Annotated in this window: 18 protein-coding genes and 3 pseudogenes; 12 read left to right on the plus strand and 9 right to left on the minus strand. The window is 35.5% G+C overall.

Annotated features, from left to right (window positions below):
* Positions 1 to 42: 42 nt before the first annotated feature.
* Positions 43 to 1,215, plus strand: a complete 1,173-nt coding sequence (locus AAGD62_RS03480; RefSeq protein ID WP_155968416.1) for a CCA tRNA nucleotidyltransferase — start codon at positions 43 to 45, stop codon at positions 1,213 to 1,215.
* On the opposite strand, the gene AAGD62_RS03485 is transcribed toward AAGD62_RS03480, so the two are convergent.
* Together AAGD62_RS03485 and AAGD62_RS03490 are read right to left on the minus strand one after the other, a co-directional pair.
* A complete protein-coding gene (locus AAGD62_RS03485; protein ID WP_155968418.1) occupies positions 1,199 to 1,687 on the minus strand; it encodes a hypothetical protein in 489 nt (162 codons plus the stop codon). The genes AAGD62_RS03480 and AAGD62_RS03485 overlap by 17 nt on opposite strands.
* A protein-coding gene (locus tag AAGD62_RS03490; RefSeq protein WP_094189578.1) for an IS5-like element ISWpi1 family transposase occupies positions 1,680 to 2,512 on the minus strand; the annotation gives its coding sequence in 2 pieces (ribosomal slippage) (positions 1,680 to 2,143 and positions 2,143 to 2,512; 834 coding nt in all). The genes AAGD62_RS03485 and AAGD62_RS03490 overlap by 8 nt, the downstream gene beginning before the upstream one ends.
* A gap of 61 nt (positions 2,513 to 2,573) precedes the next feature.
* Here AAGD62_RS03490 and AAGD62_RS03495 point away from each other — a divergent pair.
* Positions 2,574 to 3,137, plus strand: a pseudogene (locus tag AAGD62_RS03495) (transposase); the annotation flags it as partial.
* Positions 3,138 to 3,394: 257 nt separating this feature from the next.
* Here the strand turns inward: AAGD62_RS03495 and AAGD62_RS03500 are convergent.
* From AAGD62_RS03500 to ltrA (AAGD62_RS03520), 5 genes and pseudogenes are all read right to left on the minus strand, one after another.
* Positions 3,395 to 3,535 (minus strand): annotated as a pseudogene (locus AAGD62_RS03500) (transposase); the annotation flags it as partial.
* Positions 3,532 to 5,079, minus strand: coding sequence for a group II intron reverse transcriptase/maturase (gene ltrA / locus AAGD62_RS03505; protein ID WP_155968541.1), 1,548 nt, complete (start codon positions 5,077 to 5,079; stop codon positions 3,532 to 3,534). The gene ltrA (AAGD62_RS03505) and the pseudogene AAGD62_RS03500, both read right to left, overlap by 4 nt.
* A gap of 436 nt (positions 5,080 to 5,515) precedes the next feature.
* Entirely contained in the window at positions 5,516 to 5,716 is a 201-nt protein-coding gene (locus tag AAGD62_RS03510) for a hypothetical protein (RefSeq protein ID WP_012481961.1), read from the minus strand.
* Positions 5,714 to 5,922 (minus strand): annotated as a pseudogene (locus tag AAGD62_RS03515) (PD-(D/E)XK nuclease family transposase); the annotation flags it as partial. The pseudogene AAGD62_RS03515 and the gene AAGD62_RS03510, both read right to left, overlap by 3 nt.
* 130 nt (positions 5,923 to 6,052) lie before the next feature.
* Complete coding sequence (gene ltrA, locus AAGD62_RS03520) at positions 6,053 to 7,300, minus strand: group II intron reverse transcriptase/maturase (protein ID WP_155968744.1); 1,248 nt, start codon at positions 7,298 to 7,300, stop codon at positions 6,053 to 6,055.
* 1,112 nt (positions 7,301 to 8,412) lie between these two features.
* On the opposite strand from ltrA (AAGD62_RS03520), the gene AAGD62_RS03525 reads away from it, so the two are divergent.
* The 10 genes from AAGD62_RS03525 to AAGD62_RS03555 all read left to right on the plus strand — a co-directional run bounded on the left by AAGD62_RS03525 (position 8,413) and on the right by AAGD62_RS03555 (position 18,097).
* Positions 8,413 to 8,595, plus strand: coding sequence for a transposase (locus AAGD62_RS03525; RefSeq protein WP_265031869.1), 183 nt, complete (start codon positions 8,413 to 8,415; stop codon positions 8,593 to 8,595).
* A gap of 240 nt (positions 8,596 to 8,835) precedes the next feature.
* Positions 8,836 to 9,051, plus strand: a complete 216-nt coding sequence (locus AAGD62_RS06870) for an IS3 family transposase (protein WP_245836010.1) — start codon at positions 8,836 to 8,838, stop codon at positions 9,049 to 9,051.
* A gap of 129 nt (positions 9,052 to 9,180) precedes the next feature.
* Positions 9,181 to 9,300 carry a hypothetical protein gene (locus AAGD62_RS06875; RefSeq protein WP_394356550.1) on the plus strand — a complete coding sequence of 40 codons (120 nt, stop codon included), beginning with the start codon at positions 9,181 to 9,183 and terminating at the stop codon, positions 9,298 to 9,300.
* On the plus strand, positions 9,290 to 9,454 hold the full coding sequence (locus AAGD62_RS06880) for an IS3 family transposase (RefSeq protein ID WP_081600772.1): 165 nt from the start codon (positions 9,290 to 9,292) through the stop codon (positions 9,452 to 9,454). The genes AAGD62_RS06875 and AAGD62_RS06880 overlap by 11 nt, the downstream gene beginning before the upstream one ends.
* Before the next feature lie 1,373 nt (positions 9,455 to 10,827).
* Complete coding sequence (gene coxB / locus AAGD62_RS03530; RefSeq protein ID WP_012673173.1) at positions 10,828 to 11,592, plus strand: cytochrome c oxidase subunit II; 765 nt, start codon at positions 10,828 to 10,830, stop codon at positions 11,590 to 11,592.
* Between the two features lie 15 nt (positions 11,593 to 11,607).
* Positions 11,608 to 13,158, plus strand: coding sequence for a cytochrome c oxidase subunit I (ctaD, locus tag AAGD62_RS03535; RefSeq protein ID WP_213863580.1), 1,551 nt, complete (start codon positions 11,608 to 11,610; stop codon positions 13,156 to 13,158).
* Position 13,159: 1 nt separating this feature from the next.
* Positions 13,160 to 14,047: a heme o synthase gene (locus AAGD62_RS03540; RefSeq protein WP_155968887.1), complete on the plus strand. Its 888-nt coding sequence runs from the start codon at positions 13,160 to 13,162 to the stop codon at positions 14,045 to 14,047.
* Positions 14,048 to 14,214: 167 nt separating this feature from the next.
* On the plus strand, positions 14,215 to 14,652 hold the full coding sequence (gene rnhA, locus AAGD62_RS03545; RefSeq protein WP_155968885.1) for a ribonuclease HI: 438 nt from the start codon (positions 14,215 to 14,217) through the stop codon (positions 14,650 to 14,652).
* Positions 14,645 to 17,758 (plus strand): AsmA-like C-terminal domain-containing protein, encoded by a 3,114-nt coding sequence (locus AAGD62_RS03550; protein ID WP_341812677.1) that lies wholly within the window; start codon positions 14,645 to 14,647, stop codon positions 17,756 to 17,758. Before rnhA ends, AAGD62_RS03550 begins: the two co-directional genes overlap by 8 nt.
* A gap of 216 nt (positions 17,759 to 17,974) precedes the next feature.
* Positions 17,975 to 18,097: a hypothetical protein gene (locus AAGD62_RS03555; protein ID WP_255703183.1), complete on the plus strand. Its 123-nt coding sequence runs from the start codon at positions 17,975 to 17,977 to the stop codon at positions 18,095 to 18,097.
* 223 nt (positions 18,098 to 18,320) lie between these two features.
* On the opposite strand, the gene groL is transcribed toward AAGD62_RS03555, so the two are convergent.
* Complete coding sequence (gene groL, locus AAGD62_RS03560; RefSeq protein ID WP_155968879.1) at positions 18,321 to 19,970, minus strand: chaperonin GroEL; 1,650 nt, start codon at positions 19,968 to 19,970, stop codon at positions 18,321 to 18,323.
* A 100-nt stretch (positions 19,971 to 20,070) separates the two neighbouring features.
* Positions 20,071 to 20,352 carry a co-chaperone GroES gene (locus AAGD62_RS03565; protein WP_173862895.1) on the minus strand — a complete coding sequence of 94 codons (282 nt, stop codon included), beginning with the start codon at positions 20,350 to 20,352 and terminating at the stop codon, positions 20,071 to 20,073.
* Positions 20,353 to 20,538: the final 186 nt, after the last annotated feature.

The raw sequence follows: 20,538 nt of genomic DNA on the forward strand, positions 1-20,538 counted from the left end.
AGCATTTCATATAATATGAACTTGCAGTACGTACTAACCTAAATGCAAGTTGACCATGAGACTAGTTTAATTATTGATGCCATAGAGGAATTTGGTGGTGAGGCTAGGCTTGTCGGCGGGTGTGTGAGAGACTCAATTTTGCAGCGTGATGTCCACGACATCGATTTAGCTACTAATTTGCTTCCCAATCAAACGATTAAAGCGCTAAAACTCCGTAATATTAAAACTATTCCAACTGGCTTAAAACATGGAACTATCACTGCGGTTCTAAATCAAAGATCTTTTGAGATCACAACACTAAGGCATGATGTGAAATGTGATGGTAGGCATGCAAAAGTAGAATTTACCAATAATTGGCAAGCGGATGCTTCAAGGCGCGACTTTACATTTAATGCTCTGTATGCAGATAAGCATGGCCATATATATGACTACTTTGGTGGTATAGAGGACTTAAAAGCGCGAAGGTTAAACTTTATAGGCAACGCTGAAGATAGAATTAAAGAAGACTATCTACGTATTTTAAGAGCATTTCGTTTTCATGCAAAAATATGTGTCGGAGATTTGAGTGATGAAATACTAAACGTATGCAAAAAGCATTCGCATATGATTCAAAACCTCTCTGGAGAGAGAATAAGAGATGAAATACTTAAATTGCTGGAGTGCAATGATCCTTTTCCAACACTTAAGAGCATGCAAGAATCTGATGTTTTGCAAAAGATTATCCCAAAAGAAGTAAAATGCGAAATTCTGTCTTCGTCACTTCTTTTCGGCACTGATGCACTAGTAAAATTAGCGTTACTCCTTAGGACCACCAAAAATGACAGGCTAAGTCTTGGAGAATATGTAAGTAAGTTTCTACGTCTTTCAAACAAGCAAAAGAAAAAGCTGTTATTTTTATTATCCAACGATATCAAAACAGAACTCTCAGAAAAAGAGCAAAAAAAATACATATCTTTATTTGGTAGAGAATTATATTGTGATTTAATAAAAATTTGTGGTGTTGAGTCTGGAGAAAATATTGACAAATACATTTCATTTGCTGATACATTCAATATTCCAAAATTTCCTTTATCTGGCGATGATTTAATAAGTATAGGTCACCAGCCAGGAAAAAGTTTAGGTAGAAACTTGGAATTGCTAAAACAACATTGGGAAGATAGCTCCTACACTTTAACAAAAGAGGAGCTGGTGCTTTATGCTAAGAGCCTATTCTAACTGCTTTCTGACTGTTCAATGAATGTATGCTTGCAATATTAGGGGAACTCATAGAGGAATTAGGTATATGTTCTTTTTTAGCTTTTTCTGTTAATTGATATTCGTTTACTCCTCCTTGAGTTTGATTACACATTCCCTGATCTGGAGATAAAAATTTATCTCTTATGCTTAATGCCAGTTGTAACTCTTGAATCTTATTTGAAAAACATTTCATTTTAGCCTCTGTTAATTTTCCTGTAACAATTTCTTTAAGCAATTCTCCTGAGTCGTTATTATTATTATTCTTGCTATTAAAGCTGTGCAAGATAGAGTCTACAATCTTATTTACCCCTTCTTGTTTGTTAAATTCTAATTTTTTTACGCATTTTCTAACAGAAGGTGACAACTTGGCTTTTAACGTGTCATCTCGTAGTTCTTTACCCATATTTTTTCCAATGTTAGAGGTTGTCCGGAAACTAGTAAATTCAAGCATATTCCCTCTTTAACATAACCCTACTCATAGCTAGGTATATGAAATTCTCAGTGGATGTTGTGAGTAAATCATACTCCTTCGATAGCCTTCTATTCCTATTAACCCAAGCAAAAGTCCTTTCTACAACCCATCTTCTTGGCTGTACTTTAAACCCTTGTTCTCTTGTTGGTAGTAGCTCAGGTGGCGTATCTTTGTGCACCCAAAATCTACATGGAGGCCTTTTAACAATTTCAATATCTATGTCATATTCTTCCTTTATGTGATTCTTTAAATTTCTTCCTTGGTATCCCATGTCAGCCCACATTTTTTTAACTTTAGTATATTTTGTTCTCATATTGTTTAATGCTATTTTAATACCATCTCTATCATTTTCGTTAGCAGCGCCTACGTAACAACCTAGTATAAAACCCTGAGTGTCTGTAATTATATGCCTTTTTCTACCCTTTACTTTTTTACTTCCATCATAGCCTTTGATCCCCCCTTTTCTGTAGTCTTTACAGATTGACTATCTACTATACAGGCACTCGGCTGCTCATTCCTTCCTATTTTTCTTCTACTATATTTTGTAATTTCATAATTCATTTTCTCAAAAATTCCCTGCTTCTTCCATTGCCTGAACTGCTCATACACAGTCTTCCATAGCGGAAAATCATTTGGTAAATACCGCCATTGACACCCTGTACGCAATACATAGAAAATTGCTTCTAATATTTCTCTTTTGCTATACTTTGGCGGCCTTCCTCCTTTCTTGTATGATACTCTGAAGTGTTTTTCTATTCTTGCCCATTCCCTTTCGCTTAGATCTGTTGGATACTTTTTTCTCATCTTTACCCCGTACTAAAATTTCAGATATTATAGCCTTTTACTTATTTCCGGACAACCTCTAAATAACCACTTAGAAAGAAAAGAGAGACTGCCTAAAGCAGTTGTAAATGCTTGGGGAGACCTTGCAATGAACATAGAACAAAAAATAGAAACAATAAAAAATTCCATACATGAACTACTAAAACAACACAAAGAGTTGTTAGAAAACTTTCAACTTTTATTAACTATTCCAGGCATAGGAGAGGAATCAGCAATAGCTATTTTAGCTGAAGTTCCTAACATAAGAGCTTTTAGAAATGCCAGGCAATTGGCAGCATATGCTGGAGCTATACCACGAAATATAACGTCAGGTTCATCTGTATATGCCAAGCCCAGATTAAGTAAAGTTGGTTCGCGAACATTATGTAAGGCACTTTTCTTTCCTGCAATAGTAGCTAAGAATCACAATCCTATCGTTATGAGTTTTTGCCAAAGGTTAAAGGAAAAGGGTAAGCATAATATGGCCATCGTTGGTGCTGCAATGCGTAAGCTACTCCATATCATTTTCGGTATTCTGAGATCCAAAAGTGCTTTTAATCCTGAACATATCAAAAACTACAGGGCTAGTGAAGGTTTAGTAATTTAAAATCAAAAAATGCTACCATTCTATCTTATGTAAAATGGTATCTTACACAAATTTATTGAATATAATTGGTTAGTGTATATGTTGATAAGTAAATTTCTGCTGTCCTGTATGCATAAAACTAATTTACTTATCAACATATACACTAACTTGTATACTGCTATACAGGATGTGAATTGAAAGTATTTTTTAGTTTTACAATACAGCTTAAGCAATGAGACAATTTTTATAATTTTTTTGTTGACTAACGAGACGGTATCTTTAGTTTTAGCGAGCTGGTCAGGTAAGGAAGCAGTATTACTACTACTCCCTCCCTTAGAAACGCAGCATGCAGGTTTCCCCACACTACGCTTGAGCCCCTTATCTAAGTTCTTCTTTTGTCGAACCGGCTTGTCTTTCATAAATCCTCAGAATACATCAACTTTAGTGGTGACACTAATAGTAGAGAACCTTCTCTTGAAAAGGAGCTTGCCAACATTCTTGTTCGTTTTACTCTCTCATCAAAATACTTTTTCCATTTTAAGTCAAGGGGATTTGCATCCGCTCTGATTTTAACATGTCGTCTGATAGGTATATCAATCAGCTTAAGCAGTCTTAAATACCGTATCTCTTTTGGTTTGTTCTTGCATATGGGTGCAGCAAAAACCCATTGGCGTTGACCCATTACTTTGAAGTAACGATTCTTTATCCAACGTAATCCTTTACGAGGATGTCTTTTCTTTGCCCATTTCCATAAACTATGCCAAATTTCATTGTCGATCTTTCTAAACGCTTTTTTAGCACACACATGGTGATAGTAATTTCCCCATCCTCTCAGTAGAGAATTGAGTGACTTAATTACTATAGCCTGAGTGTTCGCTATATTTGCTTTTATCAATGTACGTGCTTTATTCAGAAGTCTTTTAATACTTTCTTTCGAAGGTTTAATAATTAACTTCTTATTATATCTACGTACATTACAACCAAGAAAGTCAAACCCTGTTGTGATAGATGTAATCTTTGTCTTCTCTTCTGATAGAATTAAACCTCGCTCATGAAGAAAAGATGATACTAAAGGCTTAACTTCATTTTCCAGTACTTCATGTGTGAAACCTGAAATAATAAAGTCGTCTGCGTACCTGATTACATTCACTCCACTTCTGATTTTTCCTCTTCTTTTGCTACCTAATTTACCAAAGCGACTTTCTAATAACTGTTCAAGACCATCTAAGGTAAAGTTAGCTAGTATTGGAGAAATTATACTTCCTTGCGGAGTGCCAGCAGTTGTGGGATACAGAGTTTTCGATTCTAGGAAACCAGCTTTTAACCATCTATGAAGAATTTTCTTCTCCATAGGAATATGCTTCATGAGCCATTCATGGTTAATGTTATCAAAACAACCTTTGATATCACCTTCGAGTATCCATTGTAGTTGATTACGACTTGCCAGTAATAAGTGGCAAGCCACAGTAGCGTCTGCGCAGGATCTTTTAGGTCTAAAGCCGTAAGAGTGACGATCACTGATTGTTTCAGCTACCGGTTCCAACGCGAGCAGATACAATGCTTGCATCGCTCTATCTTTTATCGTGGGTATACCAAGAGGCCTTCTTTTGCCATTAGATTTACTGATATAAATTCGTTTGAGCGGAGAAGGTTTATATCCTCTTTGTTTTAGCAGCTTTATTCCTTGAAATTTAGCATTGCAAGTTGACCATAGTTGACGATCTACACCTGCTGTGGTTTTTCCTTGGTTTTCAGTTACTCTCTTAACAGCCAAAGCTTTTCCGCTAAAAGAGCGTGTGAGAAGATGTTGTAAAGCTTTTACCTTACCCCATCTTCCTTCTTGGACAGCCTTAACAATACGTCTTTGTAGCCTCACAATAACTTTCTGGCATTTCTTCCATGGCAATTGCTTCCATGCTTCAAAGCTTTCGGTAGATGCACTTACAGGTTTACTTGTAATCATCTGCTTTCCTACCTTAAGTGGTTAACAAAGTTTCTTGTCACGAGGGACCAAATGGAAGTCTGCTCGTTTTCACGAGAATTAATGTTACAAATTCTATCCATTTCGTTACAAAATGGCATTCGCTTTCTCCATTCTCCTTTACCTGCACTTCCATCAGCATTCCTTGCGGTTTGCTTGCCATGTAGGCGAAAATACAGGCTTACCCTGTTTCTCCAGTCATACAACAGTGGGTTAGGTGGCTTCTCTATACCGGTGGAATTGTTATTTGCGTACATCCAGAGATGAAAAATGTATCTTATCCACATTACCTTTTGGTCAGAGCTTATCAGCATCTTTAGCTCTTTCATCGTATCGGTACTTATAAAGCTTCACTTACGTTCACCATACCACTAAGCCTAGCCCTCCAACCACATGATGCTTGCAGTTTATGCCTCTCTCACGATTGAGCATCTTCTTTTTCAAGAGGAGGTTCATTGTCCGCATCGCTTGGCACCAACCGGTTGCCCGATTCGCACTGATGCGTAGACTCAGATGGCAAAACATCTGGTTTAATAAGTTTTAGAATCCTTTCAGTTTCTTTCTGAATGAATTCCTCTCCTTTTAAACAATATGACCGAAGACTTTCAGGTCGCACCATCTCAATTATATACCTGTTCCCACTAGAATCCCTGCAAAGAACATCAACAATGCTTTGTTTATCAGAAGCAATTTCAGGGTCTTGAATAGTACTTAAAAACTCTATATCTTTTATTCATTTTTACCAGTAAAGCCAAGAATATCATTGAGGAAGTGAATGAGGATGCCTTTATTTTTTTCAGTACCAAAGATACGCTTGAACGATATATCATTTTTGGGATCAAGAAACTTAGAAAAAGTCATAAGAAATCAACCTGGAGAGTAGACCGGCGGAGCTTCCCCACCAGTCTCTCGCAGAACTGTACGTAAACCTCTCAATTTATACAGCTCCCGTTATTCAGCCTTTTGATCCCAATCCTAGTGTCCAGTGATAGAAAATATTTGGAGACCTCTTTCTCACTTTTGCTAGAAATTGCTTTGCTAGTCTTCTATGATTTCGAAGTTTCTTATATTTGGCTCTGACCCATCCTACTAGGTGCCACTCTACATTTCTGAGAGATGGATACATCTCTGATTTATAAAACCTGCCATAGTACTGATACCAGCCTCGGACTATAGGATTTATTTTCTTTGATATTTTCTCTAGTGTTGTATATGTTTGCCTACGTATTTTCCATGACCTTATGGTTTGGTTGATCTTCTTCTTGGCTTTGTTGCTAATTGCAGGTAGAAATGAGACAAAATAGTTTCCTATTTTATTGTTCTTTGCCAGTCTAGGTCTGAACGTGTAACCCAGAAAGTCAAAGCTCTGTATTGGAAACTCATCTCTCCTATTGTCATCCTTACAGTACACTATTTGTGTCTTTTCAGGATGTAATTTTAGCTTAAACTCAGCCAATCTTTCTTCGATCTTGTCTTTTATGAATTTTGCCTGTTTCTGGGTTTTACAGTGCACCATTGCATCATCTACATATCTCTCAAACGGTATTGTTGGGTAGTTTTGCCTCATCCACATATCAAATGCATGATGCATAAATATGTTAGAAATGATTGGGCTTACAGAACCTCCTTGTGGAACTCCCTTATTCCTAACTACCTTACTGCCATCTGCTAGTTGAATCGGGGCTTTCATCCACCTTTCCACGTACAGTATGACCCACTTGCAATCTGTATGCTTCTTGATAGTTTGCAGTGCTAACACATGATCCAGATTGTCGAAAAATCCAGAAATATCAAGATCTATCGTCCAATCACTTCTCCAACATCTCTTACACGCTGTACTTACCGCATCCAGTGCAGACTTGTTTGGTCTATAACCATATGAATCTTCGTGAAATTCCGGCTCTACTAACGGTTCGAGATACATAGTAGCTGCTGTTTGCCCTATCCTGTCGAATACTGAAGGAACACATAAAGTTCTTTGTCCTCCTGTATCTTTTGGTATCGCAACAGCTTTTACTGATTCTGGAAAATAACTTCCGGATGACATCCGATTCCACAGTTTGTATAGATTATCTTTTAGATTTTCTTCAAACTTTGTTATCGAGACCTCATCTACACCTGCCGCACCTCTGTTTTTGGATACTTGTTTATAAGCTTTCCAAATCAGTTGCTTTGGTATGTCAAAAGATTTTGTTTTATTCATTAACTCTTCCCTTTCGGTTGATAAATAATTAAAACTAAATAACTCAGCCCCTTCGCTCCATTTCCATTACAAAAACTTCTTCACTACTACAAGCTAATCCGCCCCTGTTTTTCGCATCAGTACTCTCTTCCTTAGAGTTCAGCTCCTTGGACTTCTCCCTTATCATCGAAACGACAGGTTCCCGTAGTTCCACACAATAGCCTGAAATAGGTTCATGCCACCTATATGCCGGATGCCACCTACCCAGTAGACAAGTTCCCGATAGGCTTATCCCAAGTTACTTTTTCTCCCCTGGTTTTGACATCATCGCATTACCTTTCGACGTGTAATCAGTGGTTCACTTGCGTTCATCTCTCTATTTCACACATGACGCATAATTACGCCTTTTCCATAACGCTCACTACCTTGGCTCTTTACCAAAGCAGCTTATGGTTGTTTGAAGCCTGCTCTTGTAAACCGGCTCCGAGGGGTCCACCCTCATCTATTGTGCAGCTTTCGCACTTAGTTTGCTCTTTCCTGAACATTCCTTGTATCTCTACGGCACACAAAAAGCATTAATAATTATACACAATTCTGAAGAAATGTTCAAGTTTTTTATTTTTTTAAGTTTTGAATGCGTTGATGAAAAAAATGTCTCCCATAGATGGCTTTAGAATGCTACTACGCACCTTAGACGTCCTTTTGTACATCTTTTATTAACCCTTCTATAAAGCGCCTTAAAAGGCTGGCAAATGGATGCTATGAGTTTGGAGCTGTAGGAGACATCAAAGATACCCTTTTTGGTGTATAAAAATACGAATCTACGACAACATCGTTTAAAGAAATTAGCAGCTATTAATATCTTCTACCTTTTCATAAAAAAATAAACAAAAAAAAATTGAAAATTTGATTTGACTTCACCCAAAAGCTATGGCTTTATGCCAATACTGCTAAGAAAATAACAGTAAACATTTAAAAATAATTTATTATTAGTGAAGGGTATATTATATGAACAATAAGAATAAAAGTAAAGATCGTAAAAAAGAAATAGAGTTCCGAATTGACCTTACCAGAAAAAGTGGAGAGAAAGAAAGGAGTTTTTTTGGGTAAAATAAAATTTTGGAGGATTAGAAATGGCAAGAGAATATACGGCAGAATTCAAATTGGAAGCTGTTAAGCTGACAAATGAACAAAGAAAGGTAGGTCAACCAGTTGCAAAAGTAGCAAGAGATCTAGGAATAAGGGATAGTGTATTAGGAAAATGGATGAAGAAATATAACGAAAAAAGTCAGCGGCAAATGCATTTCCAGATGTAGCACCTTATGACAAAGAGAGATTTGATTTACAGAAAGAGTTAGCAAAAGTAACAAGAGAAAGAGACATTTTAAAAAAAGCCCTGGCCAGTCAAAAAGAGTAAAATATTTTTTTATATAGTAACTGCTATAAAGTACAGGAATTATGTAGGATTTTCTGCTAGTGGCTACTATAAGTGGACCACAAGAAAAATAAGCAGTAGAGAATCAGCAAATAAAGAGTTATTAGCAGATATTCAAAAAATATATCAAGCTTCTAAATGTAGATATGGAGCTCCTAAAATTCATGCTGAATTGAAGGCTTTGGGTAAAAGTTGCAACTTAAAAACAGTGCAAAGTATTATGCAGAAAAATGGTATTCAGGCTATATTGAGAAGAAAATTTAAAATTAAGAAACAACAAACGGACAGTAGCTCCCAATATATTAGACCAAAACTTTATTGTCGATCAACCAAATAAAGTATGGGATTACTTATATAAAAACCAAAGAAGGATGGCTATATTTGGCAACAATAATCGATCTATATTCACGCATGGTAGTTAATGAGCAGTTCAATAAATAAACAATTGGTTATGGACTCTTTATTAATGGCCGTTAACAAGCGTAAACCTGCCAAAAATCTACTATTACATAGTGATCAAGGTTCACAATATACTTCGCAAGGTTATCAATATCTCTTATCCATAAAAAACATAGATGAGTCATAAAGGTTGTTGTTACGACAATTCTGTTGTGGAAAGCTTCTTCAGTTCTCTAAAAAGGGAGTTACCAATAGACACCTCTCGGCACTCTAAACAGCATATCAAAACTGCTATATTTGAATATATAGAAATTTTTTATAACAAACAACGTCACTATTAACTATTGCATTCCAGAACAATTTGATGCATCATTCTCTTTGTGAAAAACATTCCAAACTTTCTCTCCACTTTTTCTGGGTAAGGTCATCATAGCATTAGTTAGATGCATTAGAATTGATCATGATGATGTACATATAATGTTTAGGTTTCAAGAACTTGCTCTGGAAATGCAAAAAAAAATGTTCAACATTATGTCGCGAGTCAAACTTAGGGTATTTGGCGTCTCATGTTTAATTTTTCGCACTACGTGCATCGCATGTCTTAAAAATTTCTGGGTTTTTACCTATATAAGCCGAAACGCGCTTATAAAGCGTTACAAGACATCAAAAAATGCCAATACTCGACAGAGATAGTAAAAGACTAGCTAACTCGGGGATTCTTTGTCTTTTTTTCTGCTTAGTAAATTTCTTAAACATTTGCAGCGTAGGTTAGTTGCAATTAAAAGCAGCTGAATTTCGCTTGTCAAGCGTTTAAAACATAAAAAACGCCAATATTTTAAAGCGGATAATAACCCCAGGGCTTCTTTTGCCTTTTTTTTTATTTGGTAAATTTCTTAATGTTTATGGCTAAACGACAATCGTCATCCCGCTACTTGTTAGCGGGATCTAGAGATACCGCGAATGAATCGCGGTATGACGGTTTGTGGCGGCATGACGATAAGGTTTATACCTTGTCATCCCAGTGTCAAGCACTGGGATGACAGCTAGCCTGACAATCGTCATCCCGCTACGTGTTAGCGGGATCTATGCTTTGAGATACTGCGAATGAATCGCGGTATGATGGTTAAGTAAGGGATCTATGCTAAGAGATGCCAAAGACCTTCATGAAACTTTGCCCATTTGGCTTCTCTAAAGATTTCGTTTACAGAATCTAGTAACTCAGCTATGCAGAATAAAAAAAGTTTGTATGGTATACAAATAGTGTGTTTTTTTTATAATTATTTTCTATAATACATAAACCTTTGGTCCAAGCTGTAAATGCCACCATAGGCATTAAAAGTTAATTAACAAACTGCAATGTATAATGAAATAAAGAAACTTGTAAGACTTTGATCTTACAGATTATAAACTTGTCATAAAGTTTAATAGTGTCTGTTACTGCTTTTAGGTGTGAGGCTAGAGGGTTATTAGCAGTAACAGACACTATTAAACTTATTATAGAATTTACTTAAAGTAAATACTTAATTTAAAATATTATAATATTTTTACTTACAATAGATTTATGTAAATGCTTTTTTCCTCAATTAGTATTGTACTATTATACTTGTTGAATGCTAAAAAATTATTAACCATCACTAATCTCTATTTGCATAGTAAGTTTATATATACTATTATACAGTATATCACTTAGTTTTATAGCAAACAAACAAAAGATATGGTGAAGTTATTTGCACTATTGATAATATTTTACTCAAATATATCTGTTGCCTCTGCTCCTACTTCCTGGCAATTTGGATTTCCTGCTCCTGCAACTGAAGTAATGGAGGCTGTAGTTAGGTCACATTCGTTTGTGATGCTTGTGATGGTTACAATAATGCTTTTTGTGTGGGCGCTGCTTGCTTATATAGCGTTTCGCTTTCGTAAAAGCAAAGTAACAAACATAAGTAAAACTACCCATAGTGTTCCTTTAGAAATTATTTGGTTTGTTATACCAACTATCATTGTTGGAATATTAGCCTTTGAAAACGCTAAATTACTGAAGCTACAGGAAGAAATACCGAAAGCTGATATAACACTGAAAGTTATTGGCCATCAATGGTATTGGAGTTACCAATATCCAGAATATCAAGGTGTGTCATTTGATAGTTATATTAAGGGAAAAGAAGACTTTATCGAAGGAGATTTAAAGCTATTCTCTGTTGATAACAACATCGTTTTACCCATTAATACTAATGTTCGTTTACAAGTTACAGCAGGAGATGTGATACACAGCTGGGGAGTACCGGCTTTTGGTGTAAAAATTGATGCGATACCAGGTAGGCTGAATGAGGCGTGGTTTAATATCAAAAAGTCTGGTGTTTATTACGGGCAGTGCTATGAATTGTGTGGTCAAGGCCATGGATTTATGCCAATTGTTGTTGAAGCAGTAAGCAAAGAAGATTTTAATAAGTGGATTGAAAATAGAAAATTAGTGAGTTAAATTTGGAGTATAGATATGAGTGACGTACCAAGGGGCATAAAGCGTTGGTTGTTTTCCACTAATCATAAAGACATAGGGACACTGTACATTATTTTTTCCATATTAGCTGGAATTATTGGTGGATTATTATCGGTGATTATTCGCACTCAGCTAATGCACATTAATATACTTAACAATAACTATCAATTATATAACGTAATGGTTACAGGGCATGCGTTGATAATGGTGTTTTTTATGATAATGCCAGCCCTCATGGGAGGATTTGGTAACTGGTTTGTACCTCTCATGATTGGCGCACCAGATATGGCATTTCCTCGTATGAATAATTTAAGTTTTTGGTTATTAGTGTCATCTTTTATTTTGCTCATTCTCTCAGTGTTTATTGGTGAAGGTCCAGGTACAGGTTGGACTTTATATCCACCTTTATCACAGGTAATGTCCCATCCAAGTGCAGGAGTTGACATTGCTATACTTGCACTTCATGTTGCTGGTATGTCGTCAATTGTTGGGGCGATCAACTTTATAGTTACTATATTTAACATGCGTGCGAAAGGCATGTCGTTGACTAAGATGCCACTATTTGTTTGGTCTGTCTTGCTAACAGCATTTATGTTGATTGTTGCCTTACCGGTGCTTGCCGGTGCTATAACTATGCTTCTTACTGATCGCAATATTGGTACTTCCTTTTTTGATCCTGCAGGTGGTGGTGACCCTGTGTTATTTCAACATTTATTTTGGTTTTTTGGTCATCCAGAAGTTTACGTAATTATTTTTCCTGCATTTGGCATCATAAGTCAGGTTGTATCAACTTTTTCTCACAGACCTGTATTTGGTTACATAGGGATGGTTTATGCAATGATAGGTATAGCAGTATTTGGCTTTATGGTTTGGGCTCACCATATGTTCACTGTTGGGCTTAGTGCTGACGCTGCTGCATTTTTTAGCACTACCACAATTTTTATCGGTGTTATAACTGGTGTAAAAGTCTTTAGCTGGATTGCAACTATGTGGGGCGGAGCAATTGAGTTTAAAACCCCTATGCTATTTGCACTAGGTTTTATTTTTATGTTTGTTGGCGGTGGCATAACGGGAATAATTCTTTCTCATGGTGGAATAGATAAGCTCCTGCACGACACCTATTATGTTGTTGCTCACTTCCATTATGTCATGTCACTTGCTGCATTATTTGGAGCTTTTGCTGGCTTTTATTATTGGATTGGTAAAATGTCGGGTAAACAATATAATGAGCGCTTAGGTCAAATCCACTTTTGGCTTACTTTTATTAGCACCAATATCACTTTTTTACCTCAACATTTCTTAGGATTAGCTGGTATGCCAAGGCGTATACCTGATTATCCTGATGCGTTTATCCCTTGGAATTATATATCCTCAATTGGTTCGTATATGTCCTTTGTTTCAGTTATGTTTTTTGTGTTTATAGTTATACATCTTTTTAAATGGGGCAAGAAAGCTGGAGATAATCCTTGGGGAGGTGACACCTTGGAATGGACGGTATCTTCACCACCGCCTTTTCATACTTTCGAAAAACCACCAGTGGTAAAATAGAATGTACACAAGTGTTTTGCTAAATGTTGAATCAACAATACTGGATTTTTGGCGTTTGCTGAAGCCAAGGATAATGTATCTTGTGGTATTTACTGCAGTTGCTGGTATGGTTACTGCACCAGGTAGTATGCACCCTTTTCTAGCACTAATATCTCTTATATGTGTTGCTCTTGGCTCAGGATCTGCAGGTGCTATAAATATGTGGTATGACAGAGACATAGATCTGCTCATGGAAAGGACAAAAAACCGCCCTATACCCTCAGGTAGAGTTTCTGCAGAAAGTGCGCTTGAATTTGGTATAACTCTTGGAATATTGTCAGTATTTATCATGGCAATAGCAGTAAACTATATTTCTGCTGCTTTGCTTGCTGTTAGCATATTATTTTACGTTTTCATATATACAATTTGGCTAAAAAGGCGTACTCCGCAGAATATCGTTATCGGTGGTGCAGCAGGTGCTTTCCCTCCAATGATTGGCTGGGCAGCTGTGACTAATTCTGTAAGTTGGGAAAGTTTCATTTTATTTTTAGTAATTTTTATGTGGACTCCACCACACTTTTGGGCCCTATCTTTAAATAAGTCTGAAGACTATGCAAAGGCATCAATTCCAATGTTCAATATTGTTTATGGTCCGGAAAAAACAAGAAAATATATATTAATTTATAGTGTTTTGCTGGTGCTAACTAGCTTGCTTCCGGCTCTATTTTTGAAAAAGGCTTTACTTTATCTAAGCATGGCAACCTTTGAAGGTTGCGTTTTTATTTGGTACGCTGTATCTGTTATGAAGTTCAAGAATCACAGCTCACAGAAAAAAATGTTTTCTTATTCAATTTCTTATCTATTTTCCCTATTCGCCAGTATTATTTTTTGTTCTATTGATTTATTTTAGTTATGAAAGAACGGCAGAAGCATAAAAACTATTTTTTACTTTTCCTTTTGGTAATGCTCGTTGTCACACTTTTTTTTGTTTCTATAATAAAATTTAAAGTAAACTACCTTTAGAAATTGTGCTTTCATAAAAGCAACTATATACTTTATTAATTCATATAGTTAAAGATGAATAAAAAGGAAGTGATAATATACACGGATGGAGCGTGTTCTGGTAATCCTGGAGCGGGAGGATGGGCAGCTATCATATTATTTCAAGATTACAGAAAAGACATTTATGGTAGAGAAGAAAATACCACAAACAATAAAATGGAGTTAACAGCGGTGATCAATGGGCTGAAAGTATTGAAATTTTCTTGTAATATTAATTTATATACGGATAGTCTTTATGTTAAGCATGGCATAACAGAATGGATAAATAAGTGGAAAATGAATGGCTGGAAAACAAGTAATAAAAAATCAGTAAAAAATATGGAATTGTGGAAAGAGCTAGACAACGTTGCTTCACAACACGAAATTGATTGGAAGTGGGTTAAAGCACACAGTGGCGATAAGTATAATGAGGAGGCTGATAGTTTAGCAAGAAAAGCAATAATCGATGCTTAAAAAAATTACTATATTATTTTCCGTAGCTTTATTATTCATATTGTGCTTCTTTATTTTTTTTAAGCCTTTAAAAATCAATATTAATTATATTGATTTTTATGTTAAACATAAAATATCAAAAATATTTGTTGGCTCAAGCGTTAATATGGAGAATACCTCAGTTGTTTGGCAGAAAGATGGCAAAGATCCGTATTTAGTCATTACGGATTTGGCAATAGCAAACCCTAATTTTACTATAAAAGTTCCTGAGCTTTTTGTACATTTTAAGTTAAGTTCCTTATTTAAAGCTAGCACAAATCTCTCTCAGGTTTCAGCTGATAATGTGCATGTATGTATCAAGAGAGAAGAAACTAATGTTAATCCGCAAAACTCATTAGACCTTTTGGATAATCATTATTTAAGTAGTAACCGCCTTCCTTCGGTGTCATTCCAGCGCGTGACGCTGGAATCTAGAAAAAAAGAAACAAGTAGTCAAGCTACTTGGATGACAAGGACGAGTGCTGGGATGACAGGAAAAAAAGATACTGGGATGACAGGGAAGAATTTCAAGATGACAGAAAGTAGTGCAAAAAATCTATTAAAAACAATAAGGGAATTTTTTTTTGACTTAAATGCGGATTCAAAAATTGAATTTACTAACATCGCTATTGATAAAAGCACAGAAGATGAATTTTTTATTGATAAATTATATATAGGGAAGGGGGAAGATTTTAATGTTTTAGATATTCATGTGAATACAAAAGATGGAAAGGGATTTTTGGATGATTTATCAATTACGATAAAAAATCGCAACAATTTGCTAAATGTGTACGGGACATTTTATGATCTAAAATTGGGACTATTGAGCAAGTTTTCTACATTAGTTAAAAGCTACAATTTGGACAAAAATATAGGATTCAAAGGAAGCTTCTCAGTGAAAATTAATAAAAAGGATGAAATTGTAGATGGAAATATATACGTATTAAATACAGAAAATTATTTGAACAAAAATTTGGCCTTAACTAATGTAAATATAAATTTAACATATAGTAATGGAATTATTAGTGTAAAAAACTTCCATTTTAAGTTAAATGACACGTATCTCTCTTTAATAGGCAAAATGAACTTTGGTACAAGTCATGCTTTGCTTAGAATTAATATTAGTAAGTTTGCTGCAAAGGATTTATGTACTTATATACCAGATAGTGTAGTAAATAGTAAATTTAAAAGCTGGTATTGTGATAATATTGATGGGGATGTTTTAAATACCATTGTAAGTTTCAATGGCAAATTGGTTGATGGCGATCTGTCAGACATTGTAATTGTTGCTGATATAGAAAACGGTAGCGTAAAATTTGATGAAGATTTTGAGCAAGTAAAGGAATTAAAGGGTGATTTGATCATCAAGAATAACGATCTTAAAATTACTGTAAATAGCGCTAAATTTCAGAGTTTCACTATTAATGGCGGTGATATTGAAATGAAATCTCTCAATAAGGAAAATTCAGTTCTAACCATTAATGGCCAAGCTGTAAGTGATGCTTATGGTTTATATGAGCCTATAAGATTTAAGCTGGATGATGTAGTGAAGGTTGAAAGGGATAAAGTAAGTGGAATGGCAAAATCTGTATTCAGTTTTCGCATTTTTAATCTAAATGCTGATGACAAAAAAGTAGATTTTTCGGCCAATTTTCATTCTGAAATTGACAATTTGGCTATCTATAATGCAAGTCTTGGTAAATATGATATTAAGCTTAGTTTTGGCAGTGACTTTATAGATTTAAATGGTAGTGGTATGGTAAATAACACACAGCTATTATTTGACCTGAAAAGTAGCAATAGGAATGAAAGTTTCGCCTGGAATTTGACCGGAGATTTACCCGCTCAAATACTTAATTTTGATAGTGGCTATGTCAGTGCAAATTTAGAGTCAGTGATAAATCAAGATAAGACGGGGTATGTTAATGGTGATATAGATTTATCAGAGCTTGAATCACGTTCAAGCTACTTAGGGTGGAAAAATCGTTTTGAAGATCACAATAAAATTTTGTTTTCTACAAGGTTAAAAGGAGCAGGTGAATTGTTAATAGACAAATTAGATGTTGTAGGAAATGACCTAGATATAAAATTCAGCGGAAGAGTAGAAAATGGAAATTTATATTTAAATTCTAGTAGCTTTAAATTGCCTGATAATGATTTTAGTATAGAAATTGAATCAGGTAAGGAGAAAAATGCCATAACTATTTATGGTGAGGAAATTAACTTAAGTGATATTTTAGGCTTGCTTGGCAAAAACAGTAATGGATTAAATAAAGATATAGAGATTAGTATGAATGTTGACAATGTAATTATGAAAGAAGGCATCGTTATCAAAAATGCTAAGCTGAATGTAACCTGTACTAAAGGTAATTGCAATGGAAGTCAATTTACAGGGCAGTTTCTGGAAGATAGCAGCAACATACTAGCAGAATACAGTGGAATAGGGCTCGAAATATATGCGGATAATTCAGGTATGCTTTTGCGTTCCTTAGGCATTAGTAAATCAATTAAAAACGGCAAATTGTCTTTTTATCTCTCTCCTCAGAGAGAAAGTGGAGAACATTATGGTACGTTATCCATTAGCAATTTCTACATCAAAGATGCTCCACTACTTACTACTTTATTGTCGATGTCTTCATTGCCTGGCATTGTAAATGCCATAAAAAATGAAGGTGTATACTTTTACAAATGTAATGCACCTTTTTCATACAAAGATGGCACTATTGAAATTGAAGAATCTTGGCTTGAAGGGGCGGAGTTAGGTATTAGCACTGGTGGTAAGCTCGATATTAGAAATTATAAATTCCAGGTTGCAGGACAAGTAATACCAGCATATTCAATTAATAAATCTTTGTTAAAAATTCCTATAATTGGAAAACTTCTTACTGGTGGGAAAAGTAGGGGAATCGTTTCAATAGACTATAAAGCAAGTGGTGATGACAAAAACAATAACGTATCTGTTGATCTTATCTCTTCGCTAACTCCAAACCTATTAAAGAGGTTATTGGGAGTGTTTGATCGCATTATGACAAAAACTAACGAAAGTGGCTTAAAAGGTGGTGTGAAAAAGAAATTTGGTTCGATATGACCAAAAGGGAAGTTATTTAACAAAATTATGGACAAAAATGCAAGAATTTCAGAATGATCTACCTGGTTTTTTATTTAGTTGTTTAAGTAATACCACTCCCTTTAACCTCTCTATATTTGCTGAACAACTAAAAAGGGTAGGGGGGTGGTTGTAAATTGTATCTGTTCAGCAGAGTGGCAAAATAAGGTAGACGAGAAAAGACAACTATAGGAACAAATGGGTGTCATGCCAGTGCGTGACACTGGTTTCCATCCAAAAGGGTGTCATTCCAGTGTCAGCTACTTTCATGACATCGTTTACTATGTGCCATATTGTAATGTTCGTACAGTTGTGGAATGAATCGCGGTATGACGTGTTGCTTGGGTCAGCTATAGTATAAATATACTAGGGGTTATAGTTTTCTTATGCTGCCTTTTTGTTATTAGACAACCACAATATAAAGGAGTGAAACGGATGCAAACAGTAGTGCATTTCTGCACCAAACGTATTACCTTTAACGAATAGTAAAATGTGAGATTTTTTGGAACTACCGTGGAGCAATTGCTCCACGGTTTCATTCTACTTAGAATCCACCCATGCCACTCATTTCTCCTGCACCCATAGGAGATGAAGCATTTTCTTTGCTTGGTACATCAACTATCATAGATTCAGTAGTTATCAGCACACTCGCAACAGATACCGCTGTTTCAAAAGCAATACGCACCACTTTTGCTGGATCAATCACACCAGCTGTAAATGCATTAGCGTAATTCATAGCCTCAACGTTGTATATAAGCTCTTTATCATTCTGCTTAATCAAATAGTCAATTATAACAGCAGATTCAAGACCAGCATTTTTGACTAACCTTCTAATTGGAGCACTGAGAACTTTCTTGATAATGTTTATGCCTATTTGTTCCTCGTCACTTGCACCTTTTAATTTGTCGAGAACAGATGAAGCATAAAGAAGCGCAACTCCACCACCTGGAACTATACCTTCTTCAATTGCAGCTCTTGTTGCATGCAGCGCATCTTCGACTCTATCTCTACGTTCTTTAACTTCCACTTCAGTTGCTCCACCAACTTTGAGCACAGCAACGCCACCTGATAATTTCGCTAAACGTTCTCTTAGCTTTTCTTTATCATAATCAGAAGTTGAAGTTTCAATTTGAGATTTAATCTGCTCGATTCTAGCTTTCACACTGTCAGAATCGCTATTTTCGCTGACAACTGTGGTATTATCTTTAGTAATTTTAACATTTTTAGCCGTACCAAGATCATCAAGCGTGAGATCTTCCATCTTGATTCCAAGTTCATCTTTTATGACGTACTTAGCACCAGTTAAAGTTGCTATGTCTTCGAGCATCTCCTTTCTTCTGTCACCAAAACCTGGAGCTTTTACTGCAGCAACTTTTAAACCACCACGCAATTTATTGATAACTAAAGTGCTTAATGCTTCACCTTCGATATCCTCTGCAATAATAACCAAAGGTTTACCAGATTTAACAATAGCTTCAAGAATAGGAAGTAAAGGTTGAATAATATTTAATTTTTTCTCTGTAATTAATAGATAAGGATTATCAAGCTCCACGATCATTTTTTCATTATTTGTAATAAAATACGGAGAGAGATAACCGCGATCAAATTGCATGCCAGTAGTCAGCTCAACTTCTAACTCTTTTGAACCTTTACTCTCTTCAACAGTTATTACACCCTCTTTTCCAACTTTTTTCACGGAATCAGCGATACTGTTACCTATATCCTTATCACCATTTGCAGAGATTATTGCAACTTGTGCCACTTCATCTATTTTCTCTAGAGAAATTGTACGAGACATTGACGCAATTTCCTTTAATATTACATCTTTTGCCTTCTGTATTCCGTTTTTAATACCAACACGATCGTTTCCAGCAGCAATTGATTTTGAAGCTTCCATTATCATGTTGCTAGTTAGTATTGAGCACGTTGTTGTACCATCACCAACTTTATCGTTACATTGAGAACAACTTTGTGCAAAGATGCTTGCTATTACAGCGTTTAATGGTTTTTCAGGCTTGATACCCTTCATCACCTTATAACCATCTTTTGTAATTTCTGGTGCTCCATAGGGCTTATTAATCCCTACTGTTTTTCCTCTAGGTCCCGCAGTTATTGCTACCGTTGAATCCACTATTGCTGCGACTTCACGAAAGGCTTCTTGCAACTGCTCACCTGATACTACTACATTAGTCATTTTTATCACCTCTTGTTAATAAAAAATTTAGAAAACTATAATAAAACCATTTACAATGCGCTATGTTGCGCTTTGTTTCAGTTTAGTAAAATAAAGACTGCTACTTAATGACAGCAAGTATATCGGATTCCTTCATCACGATAAGCTTCTCATTATTATGTTCTATTTCTGTACCAGCCCATTGGCGATAGAACACTTTATCACCAGCTTTCACAGTTAAAGTTACGCGTTCGCCACTTGAATTGCGTGAACCTTCACCAATTGCTATAACTTCACCTTTAGTAGGTTTCTTTTCAGCACTTGATGGAAGCACAATTCCACCTTGCTTTTCTTCGCTAATAGGCTTGATCAGCACGCTATCATCTAATACATTTAAACTTATACTTGACATTTGTTTTTCCTCATCAACAAATTAACTTATAAGTTTATATATATATACTCGTAAGTTAGATTTCAAGGGCTGGAGCTTGTAAAATATGCACGCCATTATAAAATATGCACGCCATTATAAAATATGCACGCCAAAAGCAGTTTCTAAAAGAGCCTAATGTTATATAATAAAATTTAG

Source organism: Wolbachia endosymbiont (group A) of Eristalinus aeneus (genome assembly GCF_964026915.1).
Taxonomy (GTDB): domain Bacteria; phylum Pseudomonadota; class Alphaproteobacteria; order Rickettsiales; family Anaplasmataceae; genus Wolbachia; species Wolbachia pipientis.

Excerpts from the sequence above, each read along its gene's own strand:
- AAGD62_RS03480 (WP_155968416.1), top strand. The coding sequence starts at position 43 with ATGCAAGTTGACCATGAGACTAGTTTAATTATTGATGCCATAGAGGAA.
- AAGD62_RS03485 (WP_155968418.1), bottom strand. The coding sequence starts at position 1,687 with ATGCTTGAATTTACTAGTTTCCGGACAACCTCTAACATTGGAAAAAAT.
- ltrA (WP_155968541.1), bottom strand. The coding sequence starts at position 5,079 with ATGATTACAAGTAAACCTGTAAGTGCATCTACCGAAAGCTTTGAAGCA.
- AAGD62_RS03510 (WP_012481961.1), bottom strand. The coding sequence starts at position 5,716 with ATGGTGCGACCTGAAAGTCTTCGGTCATATTGTTTAAAAGGAGAGGAA.
- ltrA (WP_155968744.1), bottom strand. The coding sequence starts at position 7,300 with ATGAATAAAACAAAATCTTTTGACATACCAAAGCAACTGATTTGGAAA.
- AAGD62_RS03525 (WP_265031869.1), top strand. The coding sequence starts at position 8,413 with ATGGCAAGAGAATATACGGCAGAATTCAAATTGGAAGCTGTTAAGCTG.
- AAGD62_RS06875 (WP_394356550.1), top strand. The coding sequence starts at position 9,181 with ATGGCCGTTAACAAGCGTAAACCTGCCAAAAATCTACTATTACATAGT.
- AAGD62_RS06880 (WP_081600772.1), top strand. The coding sequence starts at position 9,290 with ATGAGTCATAAAGGTTGTTGTTACGACAATTCTGTTGTGGAAAGCTTC.
- coxB (WP_012673173.1), top strand. The coding sequence starts at position 10,828 with ATGGTGAAGTTATTTGCACTATTGATAATATTTTACTCAAATATATCT.
- ctaD (WP_213863580.1), top strand. The coding sequence starts at position 11,608 with ATGAGTGACGTACCAAGGGGCATAAAGCGTTGGTTGTTTTCCACTAAT.
- AAGD62_RS03540 (WP_155968887.1), top strand. The coding sequence starts at position 13,160 with ATGTACACAAGTGTTTTGCTAAATGTTGAATCAACAATACTGGATTTT.
- rnhA (WP_155968885.1), top strand. The coding sequence starts at position 14,215 with ATGAATAAAAAGGAAGTGATAATATACACGGATGGAGCGTGTTCTGGT.
- AAGD62_RS03550 (WP_341812677.1), top strand. The coding sequence starts at position 14,645 with ATGCTTAAAAAAATTACTATATTATTTTCCGTAGCTTTATTATTCATA.
- AAGD62_RS03555 (WP_255703183.1), top strand. The coding sequence starts at position 17,975 with ATGGGTGTCATGCCAGTGCGTGACACTGGTTTCCATCCAAAAGGGTGT.
- groL (WP_155968879.1), bottom strand. The coding sequence starts at position 19,970 with ATGACTAATGTAGTAGTATCAGGTGAGCAGTTGCAAGAAGCCTTTCGT.